This window comes from Pseudomonas sp. NIBRBAC000502773 (genome assembly GCF_006517195.1).
GTDB lineage: Bacteria > Pseudomonadota > Gammaproteobacteria > Pseudomonadales > Pseudomonadaceae > Aquipseudomonas > Aquipseudomonas marginalis.
The window spans coordinates 3856488-3876341 of the sequence record NZ_CP041189.1 but is presented as its reverse complement, the minus strand read 5'-3'; the positions used below and the strand labels follow the sequence as shown (position 1 = coordinate 3876341).

Annotated in this window: 14 protein-coding genes and 1 pseudogene; 2 read left to right on the top strand and 13 right to left on the bottom strand. The window is 62.6% G+C overall.

Going from position 1 to position 19854, the window contains the following annotated elements; translation table 11 throughout:
• Positions 1–125: 125 nt before the first annotated feature.
• The 13 genes and pseudogenes from NIBR502773_RS17795 to glnE all read right to left on the bottom strand — a co-directional run bounded on the left by NIBR502773_RS17795 (position 126) and on the right by glnE (position 15118).
• On the bottom strand, positions 126–1052 hold the full coding sequence (locus NIBR502773_RS17795; protein ID WP_065940838.1) for an ABC transporter permease: 927 nt from the start codon (positions 1050–1052) through the stop codon (positions 126–128).
• Positions 1049–2035 (bottom strand): ABC transporter permease, encoded by a 987-nt coding sequence (locus NIBR502773_RS17790; RefSeq protein ID WP_141156577.1) that lies wholly within the window; start codon positions 2033–2035, stop codon positions 1049–1051. Before NIBR502773_RS17790 ends, NIBR502773_RS17795 begins: the two co-directional genes overlap by 4 nt.
• Positions 2028–3551, bottom strand: coding sequence for a sugar ABC transporter ATP-binding protein (locus NIBR502773_RS17785; protein ID WP_141156576.1), 1524 nt, complete (start codon positions 3549–3551; stop codon positions 2028–2030). Before NIBR502773_RS17785 ends, NIBR502773_RS17790 begins: the two co-directional genes overlap by 8 nt.
• The gene (locus NIBR502773_RS17780) at positions 3551–4537 is read right to left on the bottom strand and encodes a sugar ABC transporter substrate-binding protein (protein WP_141156575.1); all 987 of its coding nucleotides are present in this window, start codon (positions 4535–4537) and stop codon (positions 3551–3553) included. The genes NIBR502773_RS17785 and NIBR502773_RS17780 overlap by 1 nt, the downstream gene beginning before the upstream one ends.
• Positions 4538–4844: 307 nt before the next feature.
• Positions 4845–4994 (bottom strand): annotated as a pseudogene (locus NIBR502773_RS30980) (DUF3800 domain-containing protein); the annotation flags it as partial.
• Between the two features lie 165 nt (positions 4995–5159).
• The gene (locus NIBR502773_RS17770; RefSeq protein ID WP_141156574.1) at positions 5160–6617 is read right to left on the bottom strand and encodes a lipopolysaccharide kinase InaA family protein; all 1458 of its coding nucleotides are present in this window, start codon (positions 6615–6617) and stop codon (positions 5160–5162) included.
• Positions 6617–7369: a lipopolysaccharide kinase InaA family protein gene (locus tag NIBR502773_RS17765; RefSeq protein ID WP_027604951.1), complete on the bottom strand. Its 753-nt coding sequence runs from the start codon at positions 7367–7369 to the stop codon at positions 6617–6619. The genes NIBR502773_RS17770 and NIBR502773_RS17765 overlap by 1 nt, the downstream gene beginning before the upstream one ends.
• On the bottom strand, positions 7366–8100 hold the full coding sequence (locus NIBR502773_RS17760; protein WP_027604952.1) for a lipopolysaccharide kinase InaA family protein: 735 nt from the start codon (positions 8098–8100) through the stop codon (positions 7366–7368). Before NIBR502773_RS17760 ends, NIBR502773_RS17765 begins: the two co-directional genes overlap by 4 nt.
• Complete coding sequence (gene rfaP, locus NIBR502773_RS17755) at positions 8100–8906, bottom strand: lipopolysaccharide core heptose(I) kinase RfaP (protein ID WP_115486431.1); 807 nt, start codon at positions 8904–8906, stop codon at positions 8100–8102. The genes NIBR502773_RS17760 and rfaP overlap by 1 nt, the downstream gene beginning before the upstream one ends.
• Entirely contained in the window at positions 8903–10027 is a 1125-nt protein-coding gene (locus NIBR502773_RS17750) for a glycosyltransferase family 4 protein (protein WP_141156573.1), read from the bottom strand. The genes rfaP and NIBR502773_RS17750 overlap by 4 nt, the downstream gene beginning before the upstream one ends.
• A complete protein-coding gene (gene waaC, locus NIBR502773_RS17745; protein WP_115486433.1) occupies positions 10027–11088 on the bottom strand; it encodes a lipopolysaccharide heptosyltransferase I in 1062 nt (353 codons plus the stop codon). The genes NIBR502773_RS17750 and waaC overlap by 1 nt, the downstream gene beginning before the upstream one ends.
• Position 11089: 1 nt before the next feature.
• Positions 11090–12124, bottom strand: a complete 1035-nt coding sequence (gene waaF, locus NIBR502773_RS17740) for a lipopolysaccharide heptosyltransferase II (RefSeq protein ID WP_141156572.1) — start codon at positions 12122–12124, stop codon at positions 11090–11092.
• Positions 12125–12178: 54 nt separating this feature from the next.
• Complete coding sequence (gene glnE / locus NIBR502773_RS17735) at positions 12179–15118, bottom strand: bifunctional [glutamate--ammonia ligase]-adenylyl-L-tyrosine phosphorylase/[glutamate--ammonia-ligase] adenylyltransferase (RefSeq protein WP_141156571.1); 2940 nt, start codon at positions 15116–15118, stop codon at positions 12179–12181.
• Between the two features lie 383 nt (positions 15119–15501).
• Here glnE and aceE point away from each other — a divergent pair, with 383 nt between their 5' ends.
• Both aceE and aceF read left to right on the top strand, forming a co-directional pair.
• Positions 15502–18147: a pyruvate dehydrogenase (acetyl-transferring), homodimeric type gene (aceE, locus tag NIBR502773_RS17730; protein ID WP_065940828.1), complete on the top strand. Its 2646-nt coding sequence runs from the start codon at positions 15502–15504 to the stop codon at positions 18145–18147.
• Between the two features lie 11 nt (positions 18148–18158).
• Positions 18159–19808 carry a dihydrolipoyllysine-residue acetyltransferase gene (gene aceF / locus NIBR502773_RS17725; RefSeq protein WP_141156570.1) on the top strand — a complete coding sequence of 550 codons (1650 nt, stop codon included), beginning with the start codon at positions 18159–18161 and terminating at the stop codon, positions 19806–19808.
• The last annotated feature ends 46 nt before the right edge of the window (positions 19809–19854 follow it).

Here is a 19854-nt window from a genome sequence, read left to right as displayed (position 1 = left end):
TTCGCACCCAACGCGGGACAAGCCCGCTCACCACCGGAATGCGGTCGCCTGAAATTGTTTATGTAATAAGGGGAGTTTGCTCATGCCCCCAAGCGTCGGATGAAGTCCGCCTTTGGGGTGCAACACTAGACGCGCTCAAGCATCCGCCGGCTGGCAAAACTGAAGCTCAGCACGATAAAGATCAGCACTCCAGTCGCCACCTGCTGCCAGTAGAAATTCCAGCCGATCAGCAGCAGCCCGTTGGCGATCACGTTGATAAACAGCACTCCGAGCAGCGTCCCGGGAATGTTTGCCCGGCCCTGTCGGCTCAAGGTGGTGCCGATAAACACCGCGCCAATCGCATTGAGCAAAAACGCGTTCCCGGACAGCGGCACATAGGCGCTGACTGTCGAGCTGAGCAACACACCGGCCACCCCACAGGCCAGGGCGGTAGCCAGGGCCACGACGGTGACGATCCGCCGCACCGACAACCCCGAGTAATACGCCAGCAGCGGCTGGGTGCCCTGGGCCAGCAACTCACGGCCCAGGCGTCCGCGCGCCAGGGCCAGGCCGTAGAACAGCGCCAGCCCCACTACCACCAGCAGCGGTGTCAGCCCAGTGAGCTCAGGCTTCAAGCCTTGGCTGATATAGATCGGCTGGCCGCCGTCCGAGAGCAGTTGCTGGGCGCTGGTGCCGATAAACAGGGTGCCCAGGGTGGCCAGGAACGGACTGATTCGCAGCCCGGCAATCAGGCCGGCGTTGACCAGCCCCACCAGCAGCGCCGCCGCCAGCGCGCCCGTGGCCGCCACCGCCCAGCCATGGCCGCCATTGAGCAGCACCACAAAGCTGAAACTGGCAAAGTCCAGCGCCGTGCCCACCGACAGGTCGATGCCACCGGCCGCCACCGCGTAGGTCATGCCGATGGCGACAATCGCCAGCAGCACGAAGTTGTTCAGCACCAGGCTTTGCAGGTTGCCCGCACTGAGGAAGCCCGGCGCTTGCAGCGCAAACACCACGACAATCAGGGTGAACACCAGTGGCAATGTCAGCGGCAATACTGCGCGTGCGTTCATGCCGTCGCCCCTCGGTTCACGGCACTGGAGGCTGCGACGACCAGCAGGATCAACACGCCCTGCACACCATTGACCCAGAAGCTGGAGAGGTTAAGCAGTTGAAAGCCATTGATCAGAAAACCGATCAACAGCGCCGCCAGCAAAGTCCCCGGAATGCTCGCCACCAGCCGGCGGGAAAACACCACCCCGAGAAAAGCGATCGCCACCACCGACAGCAGCATGTCGCCGGAACCGGTGGTGCTGCCGCTGAAGAACGCCGCCGAACACAGCGCAGCCACGCCGGCACATAGACCGGACAGCAGATAGCTCGACAACACATAGACGGGCACCCCAATGCCCGCCGCTTCGGCCGCCTGGGGGTATTCGCCCACCGCATGCAGGCGCAGCCCATAGGCCGAGTGCTGGATCAGCAGCGTCAACACGCCCGCCGTCACCAGCAGCACCCAGGCCAGGGCCGGTACGCCCAACCAGGCGCCGCCACTGAGCAGGTCCAGCAGCGGCGAGTCCGTGGAGACCACCGTGTTCTCCGTCAACACCAACTCCAGCCCCGCCAATACATTCATACTCGCCAGGGTCGCCAGCAACGGCGGCAAGCGCAGCACCACCACGGCCAGCCCATTCAGCAAGCCGACCGCGAAACCGCAGCCCAGGGTCAGCAGCAACGTCAACCCGAGATCCAGGCCGGCATTATTGAGGCGGCTGAATACCGCCGCGCACAACCCCAGGTTGGCCGCCAGCGACAGGTCCAGTCCTCCGGACACCACGTTCGAGCCGCCGCCGATAATCACGCAGGTGAGCCCGAAGGCCAGTACACCTAGGATCGCCGACTGGCTGAACACATTGGCCAGATTGCCCACCGACAGAAAATTCGGCGCAGCCACGGCGAACCCCAGCAGGATCGCCATAAAAACCCCCACCGACCCACGGCGCAGCACCAGCACCCACAACCTCTGCGATAACCCAGGCGTCGGCGCTTCAAGCATGTTCCACCTCGCGAGCATTTGAAGCCGCAGCAGCCACGGCCCCCGTCGCACAGGCCAGCAACTGATCGCTGTCCGCCTCCCCGGCACGGAATTCACCGGCGATCTCACCCCGATGCAGCACCAGGATTCGGTCACTGATCCCCAACAACTCCGGCAAATCCGACGACAACACCAACACCGCCGCGCCCTCTTCCACCAAGCGTCCGATCAAGCGATAGATCTCCACCTTGGCCCCCACATCCACGCCCACACAGGGTTCATCCAGCAGGTACACCGCCGAGCGGCGACTCAGCCATTTCCCCAGGGCGACCTTCTGCTGGTTACCGCCACTGAGCTGGCTGACCGCCGCTTGGGGCCCAGGCGCCTTGATCGCCAATTCGTCGATCAGCCGCAGGCTTTCCACCTGCTCCTTGCGGCGGCTCAACAAGCCCCAGCGGCTGAACCGCCCGAGCCCCGCCAGCGTGAGGTTTTCCAGCACCGAAAGCACTGGCGAAATCCCCTGGCTGCGCCGCTCTTCCGGCACCAGCGCAAGGCCTTCGGCAATCGCCTGGCCCGGCGAACGCAGGCGCAGCAAACGCCCGTCCAGATGCACACTGCCGCTGTCGGCGCGCTCGACACCGAAGAGTGTCTTGAACAACTCCTTGGCTCCCGAGCCAACCAGCCCGGTCAGGCCGACGATTTCTCCGCGCCGCACGTCCAGGTCGATCTGCCGATAGCGCCGCGCCAGGCTCAACCCGCGTACCTGCAACAACGGCGCTCCCAGTGCAACCTTGGCCTTGGGGTACATCTCCTGCACTTCGCGATTGACCATCAGCCGCGCAATCTCGGCGCTGGACGTATGCCGGGGCTGCACCACCGCCACGTCCCGACCATTGCGCAGCACCGTGACTTCATCGCAGAGGCTGTCGATTTCCTGCAGGTAATGGGAGATGTACAGGATGGATAAACCCTGGTCGCGCAGGCGCTTGACGATGCGCAGCAACTGGTCGACTTCACGCTTGACCAAGGCCACGCTGGGCTCGTCGAACACCAGGATCTTCGGCTGGCGAATCAACGCCCGGGTGATTTGCAGCACCTGGCGTTCGGCGCTGTTCAGCTCGCTCACCAGCGCACCGACGGGCAATTGCAGATCAAAATATTCCGCCAGCAAGCGCTCGGCTTCACGTTGCTGCCGACGTCGATCCACAAAGGGCCCGCGCCGCAATTCATGCCCGAAAAACAGCGCCTCGCCCACGGTAAAACTGGCGGGCAACAGACGCTCCTGATGGATGAACTGCACGCCCAGCGCATCCACCTGGCGCGGTGACAAGGCGGCATACGACTGGCCGTCGATACTCACCTGCCCCGCGTCCGCCTTGTGGATGCCGGCCAGGATCTTGATCAAGGTCGACTTGCCCGCACCGTTCTCCCCCACCAGGCCGTGGATGCTGCCGCGTTCGACTTTAAGGCTTGCGTCATCCAGCGCCAGGGTGGCCCCAAAGCGTTTATGCAGGTGTTGCAGGTGCAATGCCGGCATCAGTCACCCCGCAGTTGCTGAACCTGGTCCAGGTTGGCTGCGGTGGTCAGCAGCGTGGCCACATGGGTTTCCTTCGGCAGGTCACGTTGCCCGGCCAGGTAGCGCGCCACGTTCTGCACAGCGGTCTTGCCGATCAACGCCGGTTGCTGCGCCACCACCGCCCCCACCGGCGAATTTGCCTGGCCGAGCAGCGCCAGCACTTCCGGCGTACCGTCGACGCCGTAAGTCTTGATCTCGGTGCGCTTGGCATCGATCAGCGCCTTGCTCGCGCCCAACTGAGGAATGTCCCACGCCGACCAGATCGCCGAGACGCTGCCCGCCGGGTACTTGTTGAGCAGCGCCGAGACTTGTGAATAAGCATCCTGCACGGTGTTGGGGATCACGTCGCGAAGTTCCGGCTGGATGATTTCCAGCTGGGGGTAATCCTTGAGCGCCAGCTTCAACTGGTCATAACGGATCGCACACACCGGCACGCCGTAGAAACCGTTGAACACCAGGATCTTGCCTTTACCGCCGGCGTCCTTGATCAATTGATCGGCCAACGCCTTGCCGGTGGCGACGTTGTCGGAGGTGGTGTTGTTGAGGCTGTACTGGGACGGTGCATCGATGGTGAACAGCGGGATGCCGGCCTTGCTGATGCGCTTGAGCCAGGGGTCGATCACGCTGAGGGTGCCGAGGGTCTGGATCACGGCGTCGGGTTTCTGGGTGACCACGGTTTGCAGCTGGGTCACCAGGTTCTTGTCGTTACGCCCGGCATCAAGGGTTATCGGCGTGCCGCCCAGGCGCTTGATCTCATCGACCTGGGCCTGGAACGCCTTGATATCGAAATAGTGACTGGTGCCGGTCATGCTCACGGCAATGCGCTTGCCGGCCAGGGACGGCACGGCCTCATCGCCCTCGGCGGCCTGGACACTGACGACATGGCCCAGCAACAGCGCGGCGCCAAAGCAGATCAAACGGGAAAGCGAGGAAAAGCTGGAAGGCATACAGGGCTCCGCTGCGACCGGTGAAAGGGTTCACCAGGAGGCATTGCAGAGCCCGTGCCAGGATTTTTATTGCATTAAATCAAGGGGGTAACGTTTCCGCATGAAGGAAGACTGTCGTTCTGGGGCAACAACTGTCTGTTAACTGTTGTTCAGGCAACAGTTCTTACTATTGAACGCGTCAGTAGACTCGCACAACCACGGCCGTCGGTTACTCAGGTGCTGCGCGTTGACACTCTAAAATCGCGGACATAGAATTTGCCGCAAATGGACTGGGGGATCCCGGTCGGCGTTATAGCCTCGGTGAGTCTCACCGGGGCTTTTCGCTTTCAGCAGTAGGGAAAATTTTCAGCCCCCAATTTTCAAAGCCCTCTCCCACCTTGCTCCGCCCTCCACTGCAATAAAACTTGCGTTTGAGCACGTCAAAGGCACGATTTTCCTGGCCCGGTCGTAAAACGCTGGCGGTTTCGCTGCCACAACTTCTGCAACACGCTCCGCCTCACTCTCACTTTCAAAGAGCAGAAACTGCGGAGGGGTTAGTTTTTCATCTGCCATGGGATATTTAATCCTAGGTTTTAGATTCTTCTGGGTCGCCCCTCTACGTTCATATTGCCCTCAAGCTCTGCTACAGAGGGCCACCAGTCTGGACCCCTTTCGGCAAACGCTGATCAATCAGCTGATACAACGCACTACTCTCAGGCCAGTTCCGCATAAACCGCGCACGGTCCCTGGCATACGCCGGGGCGAAGCTGGCGGCAGAGCTGTGTTGGCACATCGCGTCGAGGTCGATCAGCGACCAGCGATCCTTATCCCAGAACAGGTTATGGCCCTTGAAGTCGCCATGGCTGATGCGCTCGCGAATCAGCTCGGCGAACAACTGGTCCAGCGCCAGCAGTTCGTTTTCCGGCGCGTCACCCTGTTCGATATAGGGCGCGAAACGCTCGATGATGTCCGGGCCCGGCAGGTATTCGGTAACCAGGTAAGCGCGGCTGCGCAGCCAGAAAAAACGCTTTTCCAGGACGGCCAATGGCTTGGGCGTGGCGATGCCGAGGAAGGCCAGGCGATTGCCTTCGCGCCAGGAATGCCAGGCGCGGCTCGGGCGCCAGAAGCGCTTGAGCCAATGGGCGAAGCCCTTGATGTTGTAGCGTTTGATTACCAAGGGCCGACCGGCCACATCGACCTTGGCCACGCTGGCCGCACCACCGGTCTTGTACAGGTGGCCCTGGTTGAGCAACGCATCCGCCTGCTCCAGCACCGGCAGCATCGCCGGCTCTTCCTCGCGACGGATCGCGCGCAAGGCAAAGGCGCCACGCACCACGCTGAACAGCGTGCAGTCGCGGCCCACCTTGTTCAACAAGTCCTTCAGGCGCCAGGCGCTGACCTTGCGCACCTGTTTTTCCAGGGCTTGCAGGGGCAAGGCGTGCTCGCCGTTGCTCAGCAGGTAGTACACCAGCAGTTCTTCGGTAAACGGCTCGAGGTTTTTCGGCAACTGGGCGAAAAACACCCCGAGGTTTTCCAGCACGCGGTTGCGCGACAGGGGCTTGCCCGCCTCCTCCACACGAATGCCGGCGCCATCGATCAAGTACAGCTTGCCGTCCCGGCGCAGCAGGTTGTCCAAGTGCAGGTCTTCCTGCCACAGGCCCTTGGCATGCATCTGGCCGATCGCACCCAGGGCCTCGGCCAGCACGGCGGTTTGCTCGTCGGCCAGTGGCGGTAGCGCTTCAACGGCGTGCCAGGCATCGGCCAGGCTCTCGGCACCTTCGATAAACTCGAACAGCAGCCAGCCGCCCTCGCCGTCCTGCAAGCCATCGGCGAGCAACAGCGGGGTGGTCAGGCCTTGCTCGGCCAGCAGGCGTACGCCGCTGAGTTCACGCTGGAAATGCCGCGCGGCCTTGCCGCCCACCAATAACTTGGCCAACACCGGACGCCCGCGCCAGATCGCCGCGCCCACATAACGCTCGCCCGGCAACACCCGCAACAGGCTCAGCAGTTGCAGTTGGCCTGGGCCGGCGGCATCCGCGAGGTCGACAGTGAGGGGCAGGCTCGGCGTGCGACCGGCGCTTTTCAACTCGGACAGGCGCATCAGCGGTTCTCCTTGTGGCTACGCCGCTTCGTCAGGCGTTGCAGCCAGGTGGTGACGAGTGCGCTGCCCTCGGGCTGATCGAGGTAAGCCGCCAGCAGTTGACGCACCTGGGCGTCGGACCACTGTGGCGCACGGCGCAACAACGGCTCCAGGTCCTTGACCCGGTCACGCCAGCCGAACAGCAGCGGGCGGGTTTTCTCCAGGTCGATCAACTGCGCGGCGTAGCCGTCTCCGGTGGCCTGCAGGAAAATATGCTTGGGGTAGAAACAGCCATGCACCTGGCCGACGCTGTGCAGGCGGCGCGCCAGTTGACCGCAGGCCAGCAGGATCGCGCGGTGCTGGGCATCGCTGAGTTGCGCCCATTGCTCCAGCAATGAATCCAGGTCATTCCAACCGTCCAGGGCACGGGTCAGCAGCATCGCGCGGTGCTCACCGGCGACTTTGCGCTCGCCGTAGAACGCCGCCTGCAACGCCGGGATCCCGAGCTTGCGGTAACGGCTGATGTTGCGGAACTCGCGGGAGAAACTGGGCTCGCCCAATGGCCGGTGCAAGCTGCGCGTGAGGTAGTTGCTCTGGCGCTTGAGGTAATAGCCGTGGCCGTCGAGCTCCAGGCGAAACACGCTGCTCCAGCCGCCACGGCTGGTGTTCGGCTCGTCCACCGCGTCCAGTTGCCGGGCCCACAGGGCGTCGAATGTCGCGAGGCCGTGGCGCTCCAGCAGGGCGCGATCTTCAGCCGCCAGGAAATCACTCATTCACGTCCCTCGAAAAACTTCACTACGTGGCGAATCCGCCGTTTGTCCGACTCACTCAGGTGCCGACACCCACGGTACTGCATGTAGAAGCGCAGGCGCTGAGTGGCCGACAAGTGATACTTGGCTACCTTGTCCAGGCAGGCGAGGTCCTTGGTGATGCGATACTTGAGCCAGAAACCGCGCCAGAAATCGCCGTTGGGGCAATCGATCAGGTACAGGGTGGCCTGATCGTCGATCAGCAGGTTGCGCCACTTCAAGTCGTTATGGGTAAAGCGATGATCGTGCATGGTGCGCGTGTATTCGGCGAGCTGGCGGCTGACCGCGTTGACCCACTTGGGGTCGCGCAGGCGCGCATCCTTACGTTCGGCCAGTACCGAGAGGTCTTCGGTCCTCGGCAACTCGCGGGTGATCATCGCGCCACGATCATAGGCCAGGCCGCTGCGCTCCAGGCCCCAGGCGACCACATCGGCGGTGGGAATGCCCCACTTGGCGAAGCGCTTGAGGTTCTGCCATTCGGACTTGACCCGCGGCTTGCCCAGGTAGCGCCGCAGGCCCTTGCCGGCGCCGGTGTAGCGTTTGACGTAGTAGTTGACCCCGCCACGCTCCACCCGGATCACTTCCGACAACGGGTCGCGGGTCAGCCGCTCGCCTTGCAGGGCAAACACCGCTTCGAGGCTTCCAAAATCATCCGCCAGGGCGGCGTAGGCAGGCTCCAGGTTCCAACCCGCCATCAGATCGCATCCCCATAACGTTGCTTGCGCGCGTAGAGCTTGTCGGCCTTGCGCTGCATCAGGCTCAGGGACGCCGACTGCTCGGCCAGGACCTGGCGCAGCGGCTGGCGGAAGTAGCCCTTGAGGAAGCGCAATTTATCGCGCCGGGTCAGGCCGATGTCCAACGCCGAGTAATACAGCGCGGAGAGGTCCTTGTCGCGCCAGCGCAGCGGCAGATGGGCGCGCATTTGCGCCCGGTGCAGGTCGATCACCGAGAGCTTGATGTTGCGTGCGTCGATCGGCCTGGACGTGTCCAGCAGGAAATGGCACAGGTAGCAGTCGCGGTGATTCACGCCGCCCCGGTGCATGTCGCCGACCATGCGCGCCAGTTCGGCCGTGAGCGCATGACGCAGTGCAGGTGTGGGCGGTTCGGCGACCCAGTTGACGGTCAGGTCTTCAAGGCTGATGGTCGGCGCCAGCTCTTCGGTGATGATGAACGAGTGCTGGTCCGCCGGGTTGCTGCCTTTTTCGCCGAAGGCCACGCCGGTCATGGTCGGCACGCCGATCGCCTGCAAGCGGTGAATGGCATCCCATTCCAGGCCGGCGCCGAGCACCGGCAGCTTAGCGGTGATCAGGTTCTTGAAGATTTCCGCCCAGCCGATGCCACGGTGGATTTTGACGAAATACGGGCGGCCGTCCACCTCGGTGCGCAGCGTGCGACGCGCCGCCAGTTCACGGAATACCTGGCCTTGCAGTTTCTCGACTTCGGCGAAGGCATCACGCCCGGCCCATAACGTCTTGAACGGTTCGGCAAGAATCAACTTCATCGTTTTGGCTCCGCCAGAATCACATCCGCAGCGTGCTGCGGCATGCTGTAGAGGTCGGCCGTCTCGGCGAAGGCCAACCCATTGCGGCCCCAGGCCGCGCGCTGTGCAGAATCGGTCAACATCTGCGCCAGGTACTGGTTCAACTGAGCCTGCTCAAACGGCTCGTCCAGCACCAGGCCGCTGTCGGCTTCGGCGATGTAATGGGCATAACCACACACCGCCGAGACCAGCACCGGCAGCCCGGCCACCAGGGCTTCGAGCAACACGGTGCCGGTGTTTTCGTTGTACGCCGGGTGGATCAACAGGTCGGCGCCCAGCAGGAAGCGCGGAATATCGCTGCGCCCCTTGAGGAACTGCACGTTATCGCCCAGCCCGAGGGTGGCGCTTTGCAGTTGGAATACCTTGGGGTCGTCCTGGCCGATGACAAACAGGCGCGTGCGTTTTTTCAGCTCGGCCGGCAACGCCGCCACGGCCTTGAGGCTGCGGTCGACGCCCTTGGTCTTGAAGCCGGAACCGATCTGCACCAGCAGCAGGTCGTCATCGCCCAGGTTGAACTCCTTGCGGAAGCCTTCACGAATCTCGGCCGCATTCGGCGGCGCGCGGCGATCCTGGGCAATGCCCGGTGGCAACAGGTGAAAGCGCTCCAGCGGCGTGTCGTAATGCTTGATGAACAGCGGCTGCTGCACTTCGGAAATCATCAAGACTTCGGTCTTGGCGTCCTTGGCAAACACCGCGCGCTCGTACTCGGCAAAGTGGCGATAGCGGCCAAAACTGCGGTACAGCGAATGGCGCAGGTTTTGTGCCTTGTCTTCGAAGCAGCCGTCAGCGGCGTAGTACACGTCCAGGCCAGGCATCTTGTTGAAGCCGATCAGGCGGTCCACCGGGCGCTTGGCCAGGTCGGCCTGCATCCAGGCGCTGAGCTTCTCGTTGCGCCGATGGTTGAAGAACGCCTTGACCGGCGCCACCAGCACTTCGAAGCCGGGCGGAATGTCGCCCTCCCAGATCAGCGTGTAGACACGAATCTGATGGCCGCGCTGCTGGCACTCCAGGGCGATGCGCATGAAATCGCGCTGGAGGCCGCCGAAGGGGAAATATTTGTACAGAACAAAAGCCAGTTGCATCAGTGCAGCTCCTCAGCCAGTAACAACGTGCTCAGCCGGGTTGCCACACGCTCAGGGTTCAGGCGCGTGAAACACAGGGGCGACTCGCGCTTGATGTCGAACCGACGCAGGTCGTCGGCCGTCGGTTGATAGGTACATTGTTTTTGCAGGCACGGCGCACAGGCAAAGTCGCTGGCCAGGTGAATCTGGCCCTTGCCGTAGGCGCCGGTCAGGCCGGGGTTGGTGGGGCCGAACAGGGAAATGGTCGGCACATCCAATGCCGCCGCCAAATGCCCGAGTCCGGTGTCCACCGCCACACAGGCGCGGGCGCCGGCCAATACCCGGGCCACGCCGGCCAGGTTCAGCTTGGGCAGCACTTCGGCGTTGTTAAGGCCTTGGGCCAGGCGCTCAGCCCGGGCCTTTTCGGCGGCGTTACCCCAGGGCAACTTCACGTCCACACCCAGGCGGCCCATGCGTTCAGCCAATTCACGCCAATAGGCTTCGGGCCAATGCTTGGTGTCCCAGGTGGTACCGTGCAGCAGCAGGACGAAGGGTTTTTTCGGCGGCAGGCCGAGCAGTTTTTCGGTGCTGAGGCCGTAGTCACCCAAGCCTTTGGGCAAGTCATAGCCGAGGGCCACGGCGAACAGTTGGCGCAAACGCTCCACCGCATGCTGCCCACGGGCCACGGCCAGGCGCCGCGAGTAGAAGCGCGCCGCAATCGGCTCACGGGCCGAGTGTTTATCGAAACCAGCCACCGGAGCCCGTACGTAGCGGGTCAGCCAGGCGCTTTTGAGCAGGCCCTGGGCATCGATCACCAGATCGTACTTGGTCGACTGGACTTGCTGCTTGAAGCGCCGCCACTCGCCGCTCTTGAAGGTTTCCCAGAGATTCTTGCGCCAGCGGCGGATCGCCACCGGGATCACCTTGTCCACCGCCGGATGCCACGTGGGAATTTCGGCGAAGCCTTCTTCCACCACCCAGTCGAAGCGAATGCCGGGGATCGCCCGTGCCGCGTCGGTCAGGGCCGGCAAGGCATGGATCACGTCGCCCAGGGATGAGGTCTTGATTACCAGTACCCGCAACTCAGTGAACCTCGACCACGTCGCCCTGCAATCGCTGCAAGGCATCGGTTACCGGCTGCGGCAGCAATTGGCGCAGGCAGTTGTAATGGCCGAAGCGGCAGGTGCGATCAAAGCACGGGCTGCACTCCAGCCCCAGGCGCACCACTTCGACCTGGTCGGCCAACGGCGGGGTGAAGCCCGGCGAGGTGGAGCCGTACACCGCCACCAACGGGCGGTTCAGCGCAGCCGCGACGTGCATCAAGCCGGAGTCGTTGGACACCACGGCGTCAGCACAGGACAGCAAGTCGATGGCCTCGGCCAGGGACGTGTCGCCACTGAGGTTGACGGCCTCTTCGCGCAGGCCCGGGATCAGGCGCTGGCGAATGTCTTCACCCACCGAGTGATCGTTTTTCGAACCGAACAACCACACCTGCCAGCCTTCGCGAATCTTCATCTCGGCGACTTTGGCGTAGTGGTCCGACGGCCAGCGCTTGGACTCGCCAAACTCCGCACCGGGGCACAGGGCCAACACCGGACGATCCAGGGCCAGGCCGAACTTGGCCAGTGCCGCATCGCGGGTCACCGGGTCGATCTGCAGGCTGGGGCGCGGGTACGGCTTGGGCAGCTCGGCGCCCGGCGCATAGGCCAGGGCCATGAAGCGTTCGATCATCAGCGGGTAACGCGCCTTGTCCAGGGTGCGCACGTCGTTGAGCAGGACGTAGCGAAACTCACCGCGCCAGCCGGTGCGCTTGGGGATGCCGGCAAAATACGGCACCAACGCCGACTTGAGCGAGTTGGGCAACAGGATCGCCTGGTCGTACTGGCCCGCCAGGGATTTGCCGATGCGACGGCGTGTCGCCAATTCCAGGGCACCGTGGCCGAGCGGAAAGCTCAAGGCCTTGCGCACTTCGGGCATGCGCTCGAGGATCGGCCGGCTCCACTCGGGGGCGAGCACGTCGATCTGGCAATCTGGATAGCGCACGCGCAGGCTCTGGAACAGTGTCTGCGCCATCACCATGTCACCGACCCAACTGGGCCCAACGATCAGAATATTCATGTAGTTTCCACAAACGATGCGGGGAGGCTTATGCCTCCCCGCCCTAATAGTGTTTCAACCCAACCCCAGCGCCTGCCAGATTCGCATCACCTGGCGCCGTTCGTCAGCGAACTGATCACCGGGTACCGTACCGGCCTCGTTCTGCAAGGCCTGGCGATGCGCGGCGGAACGGTAGGCCTTATACACCTCGCGCAGCAGATGGGCATCGACGGCGGGCATCAAGCCCACCTGCTCGAGGCCTTCCAGAATGCGGATATTGTCGGTATAGCGCAGCAACGAAGGATGTTGCGCAGACCACGCCAAAGCCGCGTATTGCACCATAAATTCAATATCGACGATACCTCCGGCGTCCTGCTTGAGGTCGAACAGCACCGTGGCGTCGAAGGCATTGGCGCCGGTGCCGGCCGCCGTGGCCTTGGTGCCCAGGTTGTCACGCATCTTGGCGCGCATCTCGCTGACCTCCTGGCGCAACTTCGCCAAGTCGCGCTCACGCCCCAGCACTTTAGCCCGTACCTGCTCGAATGCCTGGCCCACATCCTGGCTGCCCACCAGCACCCGCGCGCGGATCAGGGCCTGATGTTCCCAGGTCCATGCTTCATTTTGTTGATAGCGGTCAAACGCCCCGAGGGAACTGACCAGCAACCCGGATGCGCCGGATGGTCGCAGGCGCATGTCGACTTCATACAACTGGCCGGAGTTGGTCTGGGTGGTCAGCAGGTGAATGATCCGCTGGCCCAGGCGCGTGAAGAACTGCGCGCCGTCGATCGGCTTGGCACCGTCGGTCTCGGCCTGCGGGTCGCCATCGTGGATAAACACCAGGTCCAGGTCCGAACCATGCCCCAGTTCGATGCCGCCGACTTTCCCATAACCGACAATGATGAACCCAGGATCGCACAAGGTACCGTCCAAGCGCTGCGGCGAACCATGGCGCGCGACCGTCTGGCGCCAGGCCAGGGCCAGCACTTGTTCGAGGATGGCTTCGGCGAGCCAGGTCAGGTAGTCGCTGACTTTCATCAACGGCAGGCTGCCAGCGATTTCCGACGCGGCCACGCGCAGGCGGTGGGCCAGCTTGAAGTGCCGCAGGGCTTCCATCTGCTGTTCAAGGTCATCCTCGGGGATGCGCGTAAGGCGCTCGCGCAACTCAGCGGCAAGTTCCGGCGCCAGCGGCGGCTTGAACAAACGGCCTTCGTTGAGCAATTCATCCAGCAGCAGCGGGAAGCGCGTGATCTGCTCGGCGATCCATGGACTGGCGGCGCACAGGGTCAGCAGGCGGCGCAGGGCGTCGGGGTTTTCCGTCAGCAGCACCAGATAGGCGGAACGCCGGGCGACGGCCTCCACCAGCGGCAGTACACGCTCCAGCACCAGGTCCGGGTTGGCGTGCTCGACGGCCTGGGCCAGCAAGCGCGGGATAAAGGCATCCAGGCGTTCACGCCCCAGGCGCTGCATGGCCCGCAGTTGCGGGCTGTTGCGCAGGCTGGCCAAGGCTTTAAGGGCCTTGGTGGCGTCGGTGAAGCCACCTTCAGCCAATTGGCGGCAGGCGGCCTCTTCGTCCTGGGACTCTTCCCACAGCGGCAACCACTCCCCGCCTACGACCAACTCGCTTTCCGCGCCTTCTTCTTCATCGGGATCCGCAATCACCTGGCGGAAGTGCCAGTCCACACGGCCACGCCAATACATCAGGCGCTCATGGAAGGCCGCCCAGTCGGCAAACCCGAGCATAAAGGCAATGCGCACCTGGTCTTCAGGGCTGTCCGGCAGCATTTGGGTCTGGCGGTCGGCAATCGCCTGGATCGCATGTTCGGTGTAACGCAGGAATTCATAGCCATTACGCAACTCGGCGATCACCGCCGGCGGCAGGTAGCCCTGGCCTTCCAGGGTGCCGAGCACCTTGAGCAGCGGCCGTTGCTGCAGGCTGAGGTCGCGGCCGCCATGGATCAGCTGGAACGCCTGGGCGATAAATTCCACTTCGCGGATGCCGCCCGAGCCCAGCTTGATATTGTCGGCCATGCCTTTGCGCCGGACTTCCTGCTGGATCAGCTGCTTCATGGTGCGCAGCGCTTCGATGGCGGAAAAGTCCAGGTAGCGGCGGTACACGAACGGCCGCAGCATATCGAGCAGTTGCGCACCGGCCACCTGGTCACCGGCGACCACACGCGCCTTGATCATGGCGTAGCGTTCCCAGTCGCGACCCTGGTCCTGGTAGTACTGCTCCAGCGCGTTGAAGCTGAGCACCAGGGCACCGGCCGAACCGTAAGGGCGCAGGCGCATGTCGACACGGAACACAAAGCCGTCGACGGTCATCGGGTCGAGGGCCTTGATCAATTTTTGACCAAGGCGAATAAAGAACTCCTGGTTATCCAGAGAGCGCTTCACGCCCACGGTTTCGCCGCCCTCGGGGTAGGCGAAGATCAGGTCGATATCCGACGAGAGGTTCAGCTCCACCGCGCCGAGCTTGCCCATGCCGAGGATGACCATGTGCTGCGGTTCGCCGCTGCGCCGCCCGGTCGGCGTGCCGAATTGCACACAGTGGCGCTGGTACAGCCATTGGTAGGCCTGGTCGATACTGGCGTCGGCCATGTCGGAGAGGTCACGACAGGTTTGCACCAGGTCGGCCTGGCGGGTCAGGTCGCGCCAGATAATGCGCACTTGCTGACGGGTACGCTGGCGACGCAGTACGCGGCCCAGCTCATCTTCTGTTTCGGCCTGTTGCACGGCACCGGCAATCTGCCCGCACAGCTCGCCCGGCGCAAAGCCGCGGTCCAGCTCGCCCCAGGCCGCCAGTTCGAGCAACATCAAAGGGTCACGAACACTCTGTTCAATGACGAAATCACTGGCGGCGCACACCCGGGCGAAGTCGGCCCACCGTTGCGGCGTCCACGCAGAAAGGCCATGATCGTCCTCCAGCGCGGCCACGGCGTCACGAAATGACTGCTCGGCCCGCTGGGCTTTTGGCAACAGAATGGCCGGCAGTTCGGCCAGCGTTGGAAGGCTCATGGTCTATCCTTGGTCGGCGTGTAAATGGCCTGCTGCTGTGAAGGCAGGCACCGCACTCGATGAAGGACTGTCGAACAAAGGTGATAAATAGCTGAAAATATGTAATTTTTGGCAGGCAACATTAAACTTCTACCTTTTCTTGTTCGCAAAAGATCAACAATAACGATTATGCTCACCAGCCAGACCGAGCAATCCGCTCGGTCTTGTGTAGTTTTACTACTCGTATATACATTCGAAAGGCTGAAATGGCCGACGATTTGTAGTAAAACTACAGGACGCCGAAGCAACCTTCGGCCATCCAAGAATTTATGTCGTCTGCCCACAAGGCCAGTCGCAAACTTCAGGCAACCGATTCTGGTAGCCTTTCCGCCCTGGAGCAAGCCATGCAAGACCTCGATCCCGTCGAAACCCAGGAATGGCTGGACGCCCTGGAATCGGTTCTCGACAAAGAAGGCGAAGACCGTGCTCACTACCTGATGACCCGTATGGGCGAACTCGCGACCCGCAGCGGCTCGCAACTGCCCTACGCCATCACCACGCCATACCGCAACACCATCCCCGTTACCCACGAAGCACGCATGCCTGGCGACCTGTTCATGGAACGCCGCATTCGCTCGCTGGTACGTTGGAACGCCATGGCGATGGTAATGCGCACGAACTTGAAAGATTCTGACCTGGGCGGTCACATCTCCAGCTTCGCTTCCAGCGCAACCCTGTATGACATCGGCTTCAACTACTTCTTCCAGGCCCCGACCGAAGAACACGGCGGCGACCTGATCTACTTCCAGGGCCACACCTCGCCAGGCGTCTACGCCCGTGCGTTCATGGAAGGTCGCATCAGCGAAGAGCAAATGAACAACTTCCGCCAGGAAGTCGACGGTCAGGGCCTGTCGTCCTACCCGCACCCTTGGCTGATGCCTGATTTCTGGCAGTTCCCGACGGTATCCATGGGCCTTGGCCCGATCCAGGCGATCTACCAGGCACGTTTCATGAAGTACCTGGAAGCCCGTGGCTTCATCCCGGAAGGCAAGCAGAAAGTCTGGTGCTTCCTGGGCGACGGCGAGTGCGACGAGCCGGAATCCCTGGGCGCCATCTCCCTGGCCGGCCGCGAGAAGCTGGACAACCTGATCTTCGTCATCAACTGCAACCTGCAGCGCCTCGACGGCCCGGTTCGCGGCAACGGCAAGATCATCCAGGAACTCGAAGGCGTGTTCCGCGGCGCCCAGTGGAACGTGACCAAGGTCATCTGGGGCCGTTTCTGGGACCCACTGCTGGCCAAGGACGTCGACGGTATCCTGCAACGTCGCATGGACGAAGTCATCGACGGCGAGTACCAGAACTACAAGGCCAAAGACGGCGCGTTCGTACGTGAACATTTCTTCAACACGCCTGAACTCAAGGCGATGGTTGCCGACCTGTCCGACGACGAGATCTGGAAACTCAACCGTGGCGGCCACGACCCGTACAAGGTCTATGCTGCGTACCACGAAGCGGTCAACCACAAAGAACAACCGACCGTCATCCTGGCCAAGACCATCAAAGGTTATGGCACCGGTGCCGGCGAAGCGAAAAACACTGCGCACAACACCAAGAAGGTTGATGTTGAAAGCCTGAAGCTGTTCCGCGACCGCTTCGACATCCCGGTCAAGGACGAAGAGCTGGAGAACCTGCCGTTCTTCAAGCCTGAGGCAAACAGCGCCGAAGCCCGCTACCTGAGCGAGCGTCGTACCGCACTGGGCGGTTTCGTGCCACAGCGCCGCGCCAAGAGCTTCAACATCCCGACACCTCCGCTGGATACCCTCAAGGCAATCCTGGACGGCTCGGGCGACCGTGAAATCTCCACCACCATGGCCTTCGTGCGGATCCTCGCGCAGCTGGTCAAGGACAAGGAAATCGGCTCGCGTATCGTGCCGATCATCCCGGACGAAGCCCGTACCTTCGGTATGGAAGGCATGTTCCGTCAGTTGGGCATCTACTCCTCCGTCGGCCAGCTCTACGAGCCAGTCGATAAAGACCAGGTGATGTTCTACAAGGAAGACAAGAAGGGCCAGATCCTCGAAGAAGGCATCAACGAAGCGGGCGCCATGAGCTCCTTCATCGCTGCCGGTACTTCGTACTCCAGCCACAACCAGCCGATGCTGCCGTTCTACATCTTCTACTCGATGTTCGGTTTCCAGCGTATCGGCGACCTGGCTTGGGCAGCGGGCGACAGCCGTACCCGTGGTTTCCTGATCGGCGGTACCGCCGGCCGTACCACACTGAACGGCGAAGGCCTGCAACACGAAGACGGTCACAGCCACATCCTGGCTGCCACCATCCCGAACTGCCGCACCTTTGATCCAACCTACGGCTATGAGCTGGCGGTGATCATCCAGGACGGCATGAAGAAGATGACCGAAGAGCAGCAGGACGTTTTCTACTACATCACCGTGATGAACGAGTCCTACCAGCAGCCAGCCATGCCGGCCGGCGTGGAAGAAGGCATCATCAAGGGCATGTACCTGCTCGAAGAAGACACCAAGGAAGCGGCGCACCACGTGCAGCTGATGGGCTCCGGCACCATCCTGCGTGAAGTCCGTGAAGCGGCGAAGATCCTGCGTGAAGAGTTCAACGTCGGTGCCGACGTCTGGAGCGTTACCAGCTTCAACGAACTGCGTCGCGACGGCCTGGCCGTAGAGCGCAACAACCGCCTGCACCCGGGCCAGAAGCCTGCGCAGAGCTATGTCGAAGAGTGCCTGGCCGGCCGTAAAGGTCCAGTCATTGCCTCTACCGACTACATGAAACTGTTTGCTGAACAAATTCGCCAGTGGGTCCCGTCCAAGGAATTCAAAGTCCTGGGCACTGACGGTTTCGGTCGCAGTGACAGCCGCAAGAAGCTGCGTCACTTCTTCGAAGTCGACCGTCACTTCGTGGTGTTGGCAGCCCTGGAAGCCTTGGCTGACCGCGGTGAGATCGAACCCAAGGTGGTAGCAGACGCTATCGTCAAGTTCGGGATCAACCCGGAAAAACGCAACCCACTGGACTGCTGAGGAGACTTTTTGTGAGCGAACTCATTCGCGTACCTGACATCGGCAGCGGTGAAGGTGAAGTAATCGAGCTGTTTGTAAAGGTCGGCGACACCGTCGAAGCCGACCAGAGCATCCTGACCCTGGAATCGGACAAGGCGAGCATGGAAATCCCTGCTCCCAAGGCCGGCGTGGTCAAGAGCCTGAAAGTGAAGCTGGGCGACCGCCTGAAAGAAGGCGACGAACTGCTGGAACTGGAAATCGAAGGTGCCGCTGATGCGGCCCCTGCGGCGGCTCCTGCTGCCGCTGCTGCTCCGGCACCTGCCGCGGAAAAACCTGCCGCTGCAGCCGAGGCTCCTGCAGCCCCGGCTGCCGCTCCGGCCGAAGCCACCGTCCAGGACATTCATGTTCCGGACATCGGCTCGTCGGGCAAGGCCAAGATCATCGAGTTGCTGGTCAAGGTCGGCGACACCGTCGAAGCCGACCAGTCGCTGATCACCCTGGAGTCCGACAAGGCCTCCATGGAAATCCCATCGCCGGCTGCCGGCGTGGTGGAAAGCATCGCGGTCAAGCTGGAAGACGAAGTCGGCACGGGCGACTTCATCCTCAAGCTGAAAGTACAAGGCGCTGCGCCTGCCGCTGCTCCAGCACCGGCTGCTGCTCCGGCGGCCAAGGCTGAAGCCGCTCCGGCCGCTGCCGCCCCTGCACCGACTGCAAAAGCCGAGGCCGCTCCGGCCCCTGCGGCTGCCGCACCGGCGCCAAGCGGTGCCAAGGTTCACGCAGGCCCGGCGGTTCGCCAACTGGCGCGTGAATTCGGCGTCGAGCTGAACGCTGTGTCGGCCACCGGCCCCCACGGTCGCGTACTGAAGGAAGACGTGCAGGTCTACGTCAAAGCCATGATGCAGAAAGCCAAGGAAGCTCCGGCTGCCGGCACTGCTACTGGCGGCTCGGGCATTCCACCGATCCCGGTGGTGGACTTCAGCCGCTTCGGCGAGACCGAAGAAGTGCCGATGACCCGCCTGATGCAGATCGGCGCGTCGAGCCTGCACCGCAGCTGGCTGAACATCCCGCACGTGACCCAGTTCGACCAGGCCGACATCACCGACCTGGAAGCTTTCCGCGTTGCGCAGAAAGCCGTGGCCGAGAAGGCCGGCGTGAAACTGACCGTGCTGCCGCTGCTGCTCAAGGCCTGCGCGCACCTGCTCAAGGAGCTGCCGGACTTCAACAGTTCGCTGGCGCCAAGCGGCAAGGCGATCATCCGCAAGAAGTACGTGCACGTAGGCTTTGCCGTCGACACGCCGGATGGCCTGCTGGTACCGGTCATCAAGAACGTCGACCAGAAGAGCCTGCTGCAACTCGCTGCCGAAGCGGCTGCACTGGCGGCCAAGGCCCGTGACAAAAAGCTGACTGCAGACGACATGCAAGGCGCGTGCTTCACCATCTCCAGCCTCGGTCACATTGGCGGTACGGGCTTCACGCCAATCGTCAACGCGCCGGAAGTGGCGATCCTGGGTGTTTCCAAGGCCACCATCCAGCCAGTCTGGGACGGTAAAGCGTTCCAGCCGAAGCTGATGCTGCCACTGTCGCTGTCCTACGATCACCGTGTGATCAACGGCGCGGCCGCCGCACGCTTCACCCAGCGCCTGAGCCAGTTGCTGAACGACATCCGCACCATCCTGCTGTAAGCCACTGCGGCCTCCCTTTCATCGGGGAGGCCTGGTTGCACCGATT